Annotated in this window: 12 protein-coding genes; 5 read left to right on the forward strand and 7 right to left on the reverse strand. The window is 69.2% G+C overall.

Going from position 1 to position 12224, the window contains the following annotated elements; genetic code table 11:
• Nucleotides 1-32: 32 nt before the first annotated feature.
• From treZ to ACIOVG_RS04360, 4 genes are read right to left on the reverse strand one after another with little or no spacing between them, the layout of a single operon-like run.
• Nucleotides 33-1808, reverse strand: a complete 1776-nt coding sequence (treZ, locus tag ACIOVG_RS04345) for a malto-oligosyltrehalose trehalohydrolase (protein WP_400869393.1) — start codon at nt 1806-1808, stop codon at nt 33-35.
• Nucleotides 1805-4153, reverse strand: a complete 2349-nt coding sequence (treY, locus tag ACIOVG_RS04350; RefSeq protein ID WP_400869395.1) for a malto-oligosyltrehalose synthase — start codon at nt 4151-4153, stop codon at nt 1805-1807. The genes treZ and treY overlap by 4 nt, the downstream gene beginning before the upstream one ends.
• Nucleotides 4150-6357 (reverse strand): glycogen debranching protein GlgX, encoded by a 2208-nt coding sequence (gene glgX, locus ACIOVG_RS04355; protein ID WP_400869397.1) that lies wholly within the window; start codon nt 6355-6357, stop codon nt 4150-4152. The genes treY and glgX overlap by 4 nt, the downstream gene beginning before the upstream one ends.
• A complete protein-coding gene (locus ACIOVG_RS04360) occupies nt 6354-6638 on the reverse strand; it encodes a hypothetical protein (protein ID WP_400869399.1) in 285 nt (94 codons plus the stop codon). The genes glgX and ACIOVG_RS04360 overlap by 4 nt, the downstream gene beginning before the upstream one ends.
• Before the next feature lie 219 nt (nt 6639-6857).
• Here ACIOVG_RS04360 and ACIOVG_RS04365 point away from each other — a divergent pair, with 219 nt between their 5' ends.
• From ACIOVG_RS04365 to ACIOVG_RS04375, 3 genes are all read left to right on the forward strand, one after another.
• The gene (locus tag ACIOVG_RS04365) at nt 6858-7754 is read left to right on the forward strand and encodes an RNA polymerase sigma-70 factor (protein WP_400869401.1); all 897 of its coding nucleotides are present in this window, start codon (nt 6858-6860) and stop codon (nt 7752-7754) included.
• Between the two features lie 53 nt (nt 7755-7807).
• Nucleotides 7808-8146: a hypothetical protein gene (locus ACIOVG_RS04370; RefSeq protein WP_400869403.1), complete on the forward strand. Its 339-nt coding sequence runs from the start codon at nt 7808-7810 to the stop codon at nt 8144-8146.
• Nucleotides 8147-8224: 78 nt separating this feature from the next.
• Nucleotides 8225-8980: an SDR family oxidoreductase gene (locus ACIOVG_RS04375; RefSeq protein WP_400869405.1), complete on the forward strand. Its 756-nt coding sequence runs from the start codon at nt 8225-8227 to the stop codon at nt 8978-8980.
• Between the two features lie 10 nt (nt 8981-8990).
• Here ACIOVG_RS04375 and ACIOVG_RS04380 read toward each other — a convergent pair whose 3' ends face one another.
• Nucleotides 8991-9371 carry a winged helix-turn-helix transcriptional regulator gene (locus tag ACIOVG_RS04380; RefSeq protein ID WP_400869407.1) on the reverse strand — a complete coding sequence of 127 codons (381 nt, stop codon included), beginning with the start codon at nt 9369-9371 and terminating at the stop codon, nt 8991-8993.
• A gap of 87 nt (nt 9372-9458) precedes the next feature.
• Between ACIOVG_RS04380 and ACIOVG_RS04385 the strand changes: the two genes are divergently transcribed.
• Nucleotides 9459-9851: a nuclear transport factor 2 family protein gene (locus ACIOVG_RS04385; RefSeq protein ID WP_400869409.1), complete on the forward strand. Its 393-nt coding sequence runs from the start codon at nt 9459-9461 to the stop codon at nt 9849-9851.
• An 82-nt stretch (nt 9852-9933) separates the two neighbouring features.
• Entirely contained in the window at nt 9934-10581 is a 648-nt protein-coding gene (locus ACIOVG_RS04390; protein ID WP_247629072.1) for a LysE family translocator, read from the forward strand.
• Nucleotides 10582-10584: 3 nt separating this feature from the next.
• Here ACIOVG_RS04390 and ACIOVG_RS04395 read toward each other — a convergent pair whose 3' ends face one another.
• Both ACIOVG_RS04395 and ACIOVG_RS04400 read right to left on the reverse strand, forming a co-directional pair.
• Nucleotides 10585-11205 carry a GyrI-like domain-containing protein gene (locus ACIOVG_RS04395; RefSeq protein ID WP_400869411.1) on the reverse strand — a complete coding sequence of 207 codons (621 nt, stop codon included), beginning with the start codon at nt 11203-11205 and terminating at the stop codon, nt 10585-10587.
• Nucleotides 11206-11298: 93 nt separating this feature from the next.
• Nucleotides 11299-12162: a GyrI-like domain-containing protein gene (locus ACIOVG_RS04400; protein WP_400869413.1), complete on the reverse strand. Its 864-nt coding sequence runs from the start codon at nt 12160-12162 to the stop codon at nt 11299-11301.
• Nucleotides 12163-12224 lie beyond the last annotated feature (62 nt).

The following is a 12224-nucleotide window of genomic DNA, read 5'->3' on the forward strand; positions in this document are numbered from 1 at the left end:
GCGGGTCGCGACGTCGCGCTCCGTGTCCGTGGTCAGGGCAGCGGCGGCCCCACCACGACTGCCGCCTCGGACGGGACCAGGAGCCGACCGGCAGCCGGAGTCACGGCGGCCGTGGCCAGCAGTACGGCGTCGTCGGGGTCGATGTCGAAGACGATTGCGTCAGCGGTGAGGTTGACCAGCACCGCGCAGGGCCCCCGGTCGATCCGATACGCGCGCAGGCTCGGATCATCGTCGCCGTCGTCCGCCGTCACGGTTGCGTGCGTGCGGGTCATGTCGGGATCGGTGAGCTCGGGGCGCGCGCGGCGCAGCGCGATCAGCTCACGGTACAGAGCCAGCAGCGGGGCGTGGCCGGGGGCATCCGTCTCGCTCCAGTCCAGGTGCGAGCGCTCGAACGTCGCCGGGTCCTGCGGATCTGGCACGTCGGCGGGATCCCATCCCATCCGTGCGAACTCCGCCACCCGGCCTTCGCGCACGGCGCGGCCGAGCTCAGGCTCGGGGTGCGAGGTGAAGAACTGCCAGGGCGTCGAGGCACCCCACTCCTCCCCCATGAAGAGCATGGGTGTCCCCGGGCCCGTCAGGGTGAGCACGGCGGCGACCGCGAGACGGGCGGGCGACAATGATGCGGAGAGGCGGTCGCCCGCGGCCCGGTTGCCGACCTGGTCGTGATCCTGCGCGAAGGTGACCAGCCGCCAGCCCGGCACCGCGTCGGGGATCGGGCTGCCGTGCACCCTGCCGCGGAACGATGAGTACGTCCCGTCGTGGAAGAAGCCGTGTCGCGACACCTTGGGCACGGCATCCGCCGCGGCGAAATCGGCGTAGTAGCCCGTGGTCTCCCCCGTCAGTGCCACATGCACGGCGTGGTGCCAGTCGTCGGACCACTGCGCCGTCAGGCCGAAACCGCCCGCCTCCCGCGGCAGGATCAGCGTCGGGTCGTTCAGATCGGACTCGGCGATCAGGCTCAGCGGCCGATTCAGCCCGGCCGACAGTGCATCGGTGCGCTGCGCGAGCTCCTGCAGGATGTGCGTGGGCGACTCGTCGTGCAGCGCGTGCACGGCATCGAGCCGCAGACCGTCGACATGGAAGTCCCGCATCCACATCTCCGCGTTCTCGAGGATGTACTCGCGCACCGCCGTCTCGCCGAGATCCACGGAGTCGCCCCAGGGGTTGCCCTCGCCCGCGCGGAGGTAGGGGCCGAACTCCGGCAGGTAGTTGCCGCTGGGGCCGAGGTGGTTGTAGACCACGTCCTGGATCACGGCGAGGCCCCTGGCGTGCGCGGCATCCACGAAGCGCTGATACGCGCGCGGGCCGCCATAGCTCTCCTGCACGGCGTACCAGAGCACGCCGTCGTAGCCCCAGTTCCATGCGCCGTTGAACGCGTTGACCGGCAGCAGTTCGACGTGGGTGATGCCGAGCTCGGCGAGGTGGTCGAGCTTGCCGGTCGCCGCGTCGAGGGTGCCGTCGGGGGTGAATGTGCCGATGTGCAGCTCGTAGAGCACGCCGCCGCCGAGCTGGCGTCCCGTCCACGCGCCGTCCGTCCAGGCGAATCGGCGCGCATCGAAGACCGCGGACGGGCCGTGCACCCCGTCCGGTTGGTGTCGTGAGCGCGGATCCGGGCGCACCTGGCCGCCGTCGTCGATCAGGAATCCGTAGCGCTCGCCGTCGTCCAGATCGAGATCCGCCGACCACCAGCCGGCGACGCCGTCGCGCGCATGCGGACCGGTGAGTTCGTGCTCGGCGATCGGGGTGCCGTCGTCGGTCAGGGTGCGCACCCGCATCCTTCGCGCGCGAGGGGCCCACACCTCGATCATCGATCATCCACCAGCAGCGCCACCGGGTAGTCAGCCAGCAGTTCCGCCAGCCGCACCGGCCCCGGCTCGATCCGGCGACCGGTCAGCACATCGACCGCGGCGACGTCCCGGCGCAGGAGCTGCGTCTCGCCCCATCCGCCGAGCCGCGCGAGCGCCACGGGCAGCCTCGTCGCCACCACCGTCACACCTCCCCGATCCACCGCGACCGCATGAGCGGATGCCGGGCCCACCGCGACCGCGGGGCGGTACAGCGCGAACAACTCGGGGTTGTCGCGGCGCAGCCGCAGCGTGCGCGAGGTGACGAGCAGCTTCGCCCGTCCGGAGTCGTCGATCGGCGGCAGCACACCGCGGGCGACGTCGACGTCGAGTTCCCGCAGCAGACGCGCCCGCGCCGCGAAGTCGACCGGACGGCGATTGTCGGGATCGACCAGCGAGTGGTCCCACAGCTCGGTCCCCTGATACACATCCGGCACCCCGGGGCCTGCGAGCTGCAGCAGCTTGGCCGACAGCGAGTTCGAGCGACCGAAGCCGTCGATCTCGGCGACGAAGCGATCCACCGTGGCGCGCGCGGCTGCGCCGGAGGCGTCGGCGATCGCCGCCAGCCCCTCCTCGAAGACCGCGTCCGGATGCTGCCACCCCGTCGCCTCCGCCGCTTCCCGCGCGGCCTTCTGCGCATAGGCGAGCACACGGTCCGGAGCGATCGGCCATGCGCCGACCACAGCCTGCCAGAGCAGGGCATCGAGCGGTCCATGACCAGTCGATGCGATCGCACGCAGTTCACCCAGCACCTCGGACCAGCGTTCCGGGATCTCCGACAGCACGCTCAGGCGGGCGCGCACGTCTTCCGAACGCTTGGTGTCGTGCGTGGAGAGGGTCGTCATCGCGTGCGGCCAGGACGTCAGTCGCGCCTGCTGCGCATCGTGGAACTCCGCGATCGACAGCGCCGCGATCGAGGGGTCACCGCCCACCTCGGTCAGGGTTCCGAGCCGCGTCCAGCGGTAGAACGCGGTGTCCTCCACGCCCTTCGCCATCACGGCACCCGTCGTCTGCGGGAACCGGACGCCGACCTCGGTGCGCTCGTCCACGACCAGGGGCCGCAGTTCGTCGAAGGTGTCCGCGAGGTCGGGACGCCGTTGCCGTGCTGCCGCGAACGCCGCGCGCAGATGCTCGCGCCCGGCCGGAAGGTAGGAGCGATACACCGGGAAGCAGGCGACCAGTTCGGCCAGCGCATCCTCGGCACCCACGACCCCGTAGGGAAGACTGCGCACGAGTCGACGGATCTCGGACTGCAGCAGCCCATCGGCGATCATCCGCTTGGTCGTGTGGATGAGCTCGGGCCAGCTCTGCGCCTCGGCGAGACCGGTCTCGGCGCGCAGGCGCGCATCCAGGTTCGACAGCGCTGCGACGCCGTCGGGATCGACGAGGACACGATCGATCTCGCCGAGCGCGTCGTACCCGGTGGTCCCATCGGTGCGCCACCACGACGGCAGCGCCTCCCCAGGCTCGAGGATCTTCTCCACGAGCGTGTACACGGCTCCCGTCGCGCCGGCGAGTTCCTCCAGGTACGCGCCGGGGTCGGCGAGACCGTCAGGATGATCGACGCGGATGCCGTCAGCCAGCCCCTCGGTGATCCACCGCACGATCTCGCGGTGCGAGGAGGCGAACACGTCGGGCAGCTCCACCCGGATGCCCGCCAGCTCCGATACCGCGAAGAAGCGACGGTAGTTGAGTTCGGCGTTCTGGTCCTGCCAGAACCGCAGCTCGTAGTGCTGGGCGGCCAGCAGCGCCGGCAGGTCGGACGCCAGCTCTGCCGAGCCGGGGGCGAGCGGCAGCACGTGCTCGAAGTACGACAGCGTGCCGTCGGGGGCGTCGTCGGATGCACCCGTGTCGACCACGAAGTCGCCGTTGTCGAGTGCGGCCTCGACGACCGATCCGAGGATCGGCAGCCGGAGCTTGCCGTTCCCATGGCGCCAGTCGATGTCGAACGCGGTGGCGTAGTGGGACCCACGGCCCAGGCGCAGCACGTCCCACCACCAGGGGTTCTCGCGCGGCACCGCGACACCGACGTGGTTGGGCACGATGTCGACGAGCACGCCGAGCCCCGCCTCGTGCGCGGCGTCGGCGAACCGGCGCAGCCCGGCCTCTCCCCCGCGGCTGGGGTCGACGCGGGAGTGGTCCACCACGTCGTAGCCGTGGTCCGAACCGGGCACGGCGGCCAGCAGCGGCGACAGGTACGCCCATGAGACGCCGAGCTCGGCGAGGTAGGGCACCAGACCGGCGGCATCGTCGAGGGTGAGCTGCGAGCGGATCTGCAGCCGATACGTCGACAGCGGTCGCCACGTCATGCGCGGTGCTCCGCGGTCGGCGCGGGAGACGCGATGCCGGCCTGCTCGGTCTGGATGCGCAGCGACGCATCGACCGAATCGTCGGGCACGACCTCGACCCCATCGGTCGCGCGCAGCACCACGAGGGCCCGCGCGTCGAGCATGAACCCGGCTCCTGCGGCGAGCGCGGGCTCATTCCCGTGCTCGCCTGCGGTGTCGACCATGACCTGCCAGCGCGGCGCGTAGCGGTCATCCGGAAGCGTGATCTCGACCTCGTCGCCGCTGTTGAAGTACACGAGGAAGTTCACGTCGGTGACCGGACGCCCGCGCAGATCCCGCTCACGGATCCCTCCTCCGTTGAGGAACATCCCCACCGCGAGGCCGAACCCCGAATCCCAATCCTCCGGAGCCATGGGCTCGGCGTCCGGCCGCAGCCAGGCCACGTCGGGGACGCGCTCTCCGTCCGCCGCGCGCACCGGACGCCCGTTGAAGAACCGGCTGCGTCGGAACGTCGGATGCGCCCGCCGCAGACGCGCCACCGCCGCGGTGAACTCGATCAGCGGCGCATCCGCGGACTCCCAGTCGATCCAGGTGATCTCGTTGTCCTGCGCATAGCCGTTGTTGTTGCCGCCCTGCGTACGCCCCAGCTCGTCGCCGTGCGCGATCATGGGCACGCCCTGCGACAGCAGCAGTGTCGCGAGGAAGTTGCGCTGCTGACGCGCTCGACGCCGGTTGATCTGCTCGTCGTCCGTCGGGCCTTCCACTCCCTGATTGTCGGAGCGGTTGTGCGATTCGCCGTCGTTGTTGTCTTCGCCGTTCGCCTCGTTGTGCTTCTCGTCGTACGAGACCAGGTCGCGCAGCGTGAACCCGTCGTGCGCGGTGACGAAGTTGATCGACGCCACGGGGCGGCGACCCGAGTGCTCATACAGGTCGGCCGATCCGGTCAGCCGCGACGCGAACTCGCCCAACGCCTGCGGCTCTCCGCGCCAGAAATCGCGGACGGTGTCGCGATACTTTCCGTTCCACTCCGTCCACTGCGGAGGGAAGTTGCCGACCTGATAGCCGCCGGGTCCGACGTCCCACGGCTCGGCGATGAGCTTGACCTGCGACACCACCGGATCCTGCTGCACGAGCTCGAAGAAGGTCGACAGCCGGTCGACGTCGTAGAACTCCCTGGCGAGAGTCGACGCGAGGTCGAAGCGGAAACCGTCGACGTGCATCTCCGTGACCCAATAGCGCAGCGAGTCCATGAGCAGTTGCAGCGCGTGCGGGCTCCCGGCGTTGAGGCTGTTCCCGGTGCCGGTGTAGTCGGTGTAGTAGCGGCGGTCCTCCTCGAGGCGGTAGTACGCCTCGTTGTCGATACCTCGCATCGACAACGTCGGACCGAGGTGATTGCCCTCCGCGGTGTGGTTGTACACGACGTCGAGGATGACCTCGATGCCCGCGGCGTGCAGTGCGCGCACCATGGCCTTGAACTCCTGCACCTGCTGTCCGTGCTGACCGCTCGAGGAGTAGGGCGCGTGCGGGGCGAAGAAGGCGAGCGTGTTGTAGCCCCAGTAGTTCGACAGCCCCTTGTCCTGCAGCGTCGAGTCGTTCACGAACTGGTGCACCGGCATCAGTTCGAGGGCGGTGATGCCCAGATGCACGAGGTGCTCGATGATCGCCGGGTGGGCGACGCCGGCGTAGGTGCCGCGCAGATCCTCGGGGATGTCGGGGTGGGTGAAGGTGAGTCCCTTCACATGCGCCTCGTAGATGACGGTCTGCGCGTACGGGGTCTTCGGCAGACGGTCGCCCGCCCACTCGAAGAACGGGTTGATCACCACGCCCTTGGCCATCGCCTCGGCGGAGTCGTCGTCGTTGCGCGAGTCGGGGTCGCCGAAGTCGTACCCGAACAGCGACTGCCCCCAGTCGATGTCGCCGGCGACCGCCTTGGCGTAGGGATCGAGCAGCAGCTTGTTCGCGTTGAAGCGCTTGCCCTCGGCGGGCTCGGCCGGACCGTGCACGCGGTAGCCGTAGAGCTGTCCGGGCTGCACGGACGGCAGGTAGCCGTGCCAGACGAACGCATCCACCTCCGAAAGCGGCACACGCTCCTCTTCGCCGTGCTCGTCGAACAGGCAGAGCTCGACCCGCTCTGCGCCCTCGCTGAAGAGGGCGAAGTTCGTGCCCTGCCCGTCGAAGGTCGCACCCAGCGGATACGGGGATCCTGGCCAGACCTCGTGGCTCACAGAGCGCGTTTCCGGGAGGCGTGGTCGAGGACCAGCTTCACAGCCTCATCGAACCCATGCGTCTGCGCGATCTCCTCGGAGTTCCGATACGGGTGCCCCGCGTAGCAGACGAACACCGGCGCCACCCATTCCACGTAGCCGACCGGGGCGTCGATGACCACGACGTAGCGGTCGAGATCGACGCGTTCCGTATGCGGTGCGTCAGGGGCAGCGTGCTCCTCCACCTGGTCGGCAGGGCACTCTGAGTCGAATTCAGGAGCGATGGGGGCTTTCGCAGACATGCGGACTCCTCTTTTCGTCGGTGCCGCCCACGCTAGACGCACTGATCGATCAAGAGAACGGCGTTGCCAGAACGGTCACACAGCGGTTACCATCCGGAAACATCGCGCCCCTCGTCGGCCAGAGCGGCGACACGACTTCGCCCCGAGACGTCACAACCGAGGCCTCTGTCCAGTCAGAGATGCGAGGACACTCTGCGCACCGCGCAGCGAGGAGGAGCGATGAGCGGCGAGACAAGGGCCCGCGACGACCTGCACGACGCGATCGCCGCGTTCGACGGACAGCGCCGGCGACTGTTGGGCATCGCGTATCGGATGCTCGGCAGCGTGGCCGATGCCGAGGACGTCGTGCAGGACACGTGGATCCGCTGGCAGAACACCGATCGCTCGGACATCAGGGAACCAGGGGCGTTCCTGGCGACCATCGCGACCCGACTCTCGATCACGGTGCTGCAGTCGGCCAGGGTGCGACGTGAGACCTACATCGGCCCGTGGCTGCCGGAGCCGGTGAACACGGAGGACGACCCGGCGTTGGGCGCTGAGCGTGCGGAGGCATTGCAGTTCGCGGTGCTGCTCATGCTGGAGAAGCTGACCCCCACCGAGCGCGCCGCCTATGTGCTGCGCGAAGCGTTCGACTATCCGTACCCGCGCATCGCCGAGGTCATCTCCGTGAGCGTGGTGGGTGCACGGCAACTCGTCAGCCGTGCCCGCGCCCATCTGTCCTCGGAGCGGCGGATCGCGGTGGAGCCGTCGGCACAGCGCACCCTGCTCGAAGCATTCCTCGTCGCCGCGCAGGAAGGAGACGCCGCACAGCTCGAGAAGCTGCTCGCCGATGACGTCGTCAGCTACACCGACGGCAACGGCGTCGCGCTCGCGGCGCGGATCCCCGTCAGCGGACGCGGTCGCGTGGCGAAGTTCATCGCGGCGTTCTCACACCACTTCTGGTCGGGCAAGTCGATCGGCTGGGTGCGGGTCAACGGTCAGCTGGCCGCGACGCTGGTCGAGAACGGCGTCGTGACCACGATGATCACCGTCACGGCCTCGGATGACGGCATCCGTCAGCTGCTCTGGGTGATGAGTCCGGACAAGCTGCGCCACGTGCGTGCGGCCCAGGCATGAGCCGGCCGGCGGCCTGGAGGCGCCGGCGCAGTTCGCAGACACCGGGAACGGACGTGATCACGATGCTGGCGATCGCCCTGGCCGCCGCGGACGCGGAGGGAATACGGCGGTTGCTGCACACCGCGGTCGTGACCGTCGTCGACAGCGGAGGAGCCACCGGCGATGCCCCCACCGGCGTCTTGCACGGACCGGATGCCGCTGCGGCCGCACTGCAGCACAGCGCGGTCTCAGCCGCTGTCACGACGGCCTCGGTCAACGCCGCACCCGGCATCGTCATCCGCCACCAGGGCCGGATCACGGCCGTCGTCTGCGCGAACACGCGCGCCGGACAGATCGTCGAGCTGTGGATCATCCGCAACCCGGAGAAGCTGCGGCGGTGGGATCGGTCGTGAGCGTCACAACGGCGGGGACCATCCGGTCATAGCTGATGACGCCGCTCACGGTGCGGCGCAGACAGAGGAAGGCTCGACATGTCAAAGATCGTCGTCATCGGCGGAACGGGGCTCATCGGCTCCCAGGTCGTCGCGAAGCTCGCAGCCCACGGGCACGAGGCCATCGCGGCATCGCCCAACACGGGAGTGAACTCGATCACGGGCGAAGGTCTCGCCGCGGCACTGGCGGGCGCCGACGTCGTCATCGACGTGTCGAACTCCCCGTCGTTCGAGAAGGATGCCGTCCTGGCGTTCTTCACGACTTCGACGAGCAACCTGCTCGCCGCGGAGAAGGAGGCGGGAGTCGGCCACCACGTCGCCCTCACGATCGTGGGCACCGACCGTCCGCAGGACATCGACTACTTCCACGCCAAGGCCGCCCAGGAGAAGCTGATCGCCGCCTCCGGCGTGCCCTACTCGTTCGTGCACGCCACGCAGTTCTTCGAGTTCATCGGCAGCATCGCCTCGACCGTCGCCGCCGGCGCGGAGGTCCGACTCCCCGGCGCGCTCATCCAGCCGATCGCGGCGGCCGATGTGGCCACCGCGGTCGCACGCACCGCGGTCGGCGCACCGCTGAACGGGGGGATCGAGATCGCCGGACCCGAGGTCTTCACGATGGACGAGTTCATCCGCCGCGGACTCGCGTTCCGCGGCGATGACAGGGTCGTGGTCCAGGACCCCGAGGCGCAGTACTTCGGGGCGCACATCGAGGAGCGCACGCTGCTGCCGGTCGAGGGGGCGCAGATCTTCGCGACCACTCTCGCGGAGTGGCTGCCGGCGAGCCCGCCGCGCTGAGCAGGGGCGATCAGCGGCCGTCGAGCACGCGCTCGTCGGCCGCGTCGTCGTAGCGGTCCTGTGCCTCGCGCACATCATCCACGTGGGACTCCGCCCAGACCTGCAGCGCCTGGAGCGGTTCGTGCAGGGTGCGGCCGAGCGACGTGAGGCGGTACCGCGCATGGCCGTCGGGGTCGACGCCGTGTGTGAGCATGCCGTCGCGCTCCAGGGCGCGGAGGGTGTCGGCGAGCACCTTCTTCGCGATGCCGTCCACGCGCTGATGCAGCTCCCCGAACCTCAGCGGCTCCTCGTGCAGGAGCACCACGATCATCGCGGTCCACTTGTTGGCGATCCGGGCGAGCGAGGCGCGGGACGGACACTTGGCCGAGAACACGGTCCACTCGGCGCTCATGCATCGCTCCGTCCGGTGACGTTGAAGTAACCACGCCCCGATCGAGACGCTGGAAGCTCAGAATACCGAGCCATCAGGAGGAACATCATGTCGGCGATCGACGTCGTGGGACAGTACGGAGCGGCCATGGCCGCAGGAGACATGGCCGCTCTGGCCGCCACCTTCCGCCCGGATGCCGTGTGGCACCAGCCCGGTGCGAACCAGGTCTCGGGCGACCACGTCGGGCCCGATGCGATCCTCGCGCACCTGGGCCGGTTCATGGAGCTCAGCGAAGGCACGTTCGCGCTCGAGACCGAGTCCGCCACCGAGAGCGGCGACCTCGTGTCGGCGACCGTGCGGTTCCGCGCGCAGCGTGCGGGCCAGCCGGATCTCGACCAGCACGGTGTCGACGTGTTCCGTGTCGTGGACGGGCAGATCGCCGAGGTGTGGCTGATCAGCGAGGACCAGGCGGCGGAAGATCGGTTCTGGGGCGCGGCCTGATACCACCGGGGCGTGGGCGGTCGCCCGGTCGTCCACGACCCGGTCCTGTCACTCGCGCCCGCCAACCCCCTAGGCTCGCTTCATGATCGCCACGCCCACGCTTCTCGCGTTCATCGCCGCTGCATTCATCATGGTCGTGATCCCCGGGCCCACCGTGCTGTTCACGATCGGACGCGCGATCGCACTCGGGCGGTTCGGCGGGTTCCTCAGCATCGTGGGAACGGCCGTCGGCTCGATCATCCTGGTGCTCGCGGTCGCGCTCGGAGTCGGCACCGTGATCGCACAGTCCGTCGTGCTGTTCACGATCGTCAAGGTCGCCGGAGCCGGCTACCTGATGTTCCTCGGCATCCAGGCGATCCGGCATCGGAAGGATGCGGCTGCCGCCGTCACCGGCGCTGTGCAGCGCAAGTCAGGGTGGCGCCTGCTGTTCGAGGGGTTCGTCGTGGGCATCACCAACCCGAAGTCGATCGCGTTCTTCCTGGCGATCCTCCCCCAGTTCGTCGACCTGCACGCCGGATCGGTGCCGCTCCAGCTGTTCGTGCTCGGCTCGATCGTCGTCGTCATCGGTGTCACGTGCGACGCGGTGTGGGTGCTGCTCGCGAGTGCGGCCCGCGACTGGTTCGGCCGGTCGCCGCGGCGGATCTCGGCCATGTCGGCCACCGGCGGCGGCATGATGATCGGCCTCGGAGCTTTCCTGCTGGTGTGGAGCGAGAAGCCGGCAACGGCCTGACCCTCAGCCCACGCGCGACACCGGCTGCCGGAGGATCGTGCGCAGCTTCGCCGGCTCGACGCGGCGCGCATCACTGAGGTAGATCTCGTGGTGCAGTCCGCGCATCGCGAGGCCCTGCTCCGGGATGAAGCGGTCGTGCAGGTCGGCGAGCACGGGAGCTTCGTCGTCGTAGGAGCCGACGTGCAGCGTCTGCACGCAGAGCCCCTCGTCGAGCGTCTCGAACCTGACCGACGACAGGCTCGGCGACGCATCCTTCTTCTTCGCCACCGCATCGACCGCCGCCGCGAACATCTCGTCGGTCACGTGATCGGGCACCATGATCATCAGGGTCCAGAACCAGGCCGACTTGTCGCGGTGCGTCGTGAACGACTCCATGTCGGGTGCATGCCACTGGCCTTCGAGCGGCATCACGACCGTGTCGATGCCGAGCTGCTTCTTGCTCGCGAATTTCAGCGTGTACGCCAGCGAGAACAGCGCGGTGACGGCGTGGGAGTACTCCGGCGCGGAGTTCGGGTCTCCCGCACCGTCGATCATCAGGTACTGCATCGCGGGGATCTCCACGATGCGGAAGACACCCCTCTTCGCCTGATATGCGTCGAGGGACTTCTTCAGATCGATCGCCATGCCGTGGCCTCCTCTGTTGCTGGAGTCAGTGTGGCACGGGGCGCGGACACCGGTGGGCGCGCCCCGAAGGACGCCACCCACCGGGTCGGGCACTCACGCCGGCTCGACCGGGAGCCAGAGTTCGCACGACGCGTGCGTGCCGGTGAACTCGAGATAGCGCACGATCGACGGACCGGGGCGCAGCCGCCAGGGATTCGACGGGAACCACTCGGTCGCGGTCGCCGCCCACAGGTTCTGCAGCGTCTCGGGGAACGGTCCCTCCGACGCGAACACGGCCCAGGCGCCGGCCTCGAGAGGTATCCGGTCGAGGTCGTCCGGCACCGGTGTGGATGCCTGCAGTGCGACGCCGTGCAGGTAGGTGAGGGGCGACCCCTCCGGCGCATCCGGCTCGATGTCTGCGGTGACCGCCAGGATGCCGCCGGGCTCGGTGTCGGAGAGCGATTTCAACCGGACGTGCTCCTCTGCGGGGATTCCGGCGATGTGCTCCTGGATCTGCGGATTGACCCCCTCGTGGATCAGCGGCACGGTGGCGGCATGACCGGCGAGCACGAGCTCGGGTCGGGTGGTGAGGGTGACGTGCATCGGGGTACTCCCTTCGACGCTCAGGCGGAACCGGAGCGTGGGTTGTGTGCGGAGAGGACCACCGTCTCGGCGCGCATCCGCCGGCCCGATGCCGTGCACGGCCCGGAACGCGCGGCCGAACGCCTCGACCGATCCGTACCCATGGCGCACGGCCACGTCGAGCAGGCTGGGCGCCCCGGCGACGAGCTCCGCTCCGGCGCGCGTCATCCGGCGACGACGCACGTACTCCGACAGCGGCATACCGGCCAGCGACGAGAACATCCGGCGCAGGTGGTACTCCGTCGTCGCGTGCTCGCCGGCGAACGCGGATACGTCGATCTCGTCATCCATGCGTTGCTCGACGAGATCGACGAGGGCGTTGAGCGTTCCGATCATGCGGTCCTCCTTACCCCTCCATCGTCGCGAGGAGGGTATGCCGCAGACCCGATCGTTCACGA

This window comes from Microbacterium sp. NPDC087591 (assembly GCF_044743625.1).
GTDB lineage: Bacteria > Actinomycetota > Actinomycetes > Actinomycetales > Microbacteriaceae > Microbacterium.

Excerpts from the sequence above, each read along its gene's own strand:
- ACIOVG_RS04365 (WP_400869401.1), top strand. The coding sequence starts at position 6,858 with ATGAGCGGCGAGACAAGGGCCCGCGACGACCTGCACGACGCGATCGCC.
- ACIOVG_RS04380 (WP_400869407.1), bottom strand. The coding sequence starts at position 9,371 with ATGAGCGCCGAGTGGACCGTGTTCTCGGCCAAGTGTCCGTCCCGCGCC.
- treZ (WP_400869393.1), bottom strand. The coding sequence starts at position 1,808 with ATGATCGAGGTGTGGGCCCCTCGCGCGCGAAGGATGCGGGTGCGCACC.
- ACIOVG_RS04395 (WP_400869411.1), bottom strand. The coding sequence starts at position 11,205 with ATGGCGATCGATCTGAAGAAGTCCCTCGACGCATATCAGGCGAAGAGG.
- ACIOVG_RS04400 (WP_400869413.1), bottom strand. The coding sequence starts at position 12,162 with ATGATCGGAACGCTCAACGCCCTCGTCGATCTCGTCGAGCAACGCATG.
- ACIOVG_RS04385 (WP_400869409.1), top strand. The coding sequence starts at position 9,459 with ATGTCGGCGATCGACGTCGTGGGACAGTACGGAGCGGCCATGGCCGCA.
- ACIOVG_RS04375 (WP_400869405.1), top strand. The coding sequence starts at position 8,225 with ATGTCAAAGATCGTCGTCATCGGCGGAACGGGGCTCATCGGCTCCCAG.
- treY (WP_400869395.1), bottom strand. The coding sequence starts at position 4,153 with ATGACGTGGCGACCGCTGTCGACGTATCGGCTGCAGATCCGCTCGCAG.
- ACIOVG_RS04390 (WP_247629072.1), top strand. The coding sequence starts at position 9,934 with ATGATCGCCACGCCCACGCTTCTCGCGTTCATCGCCGCTGCATTCATC.
- ACIOVG_RS04360 (WP_400869399.1), bottom strand. The coding sequence starts at position 6,638 with ATGTCTGCGAAAGCCCCCATCGCTCCTGAATTCGACTCAGAGTGCCCT.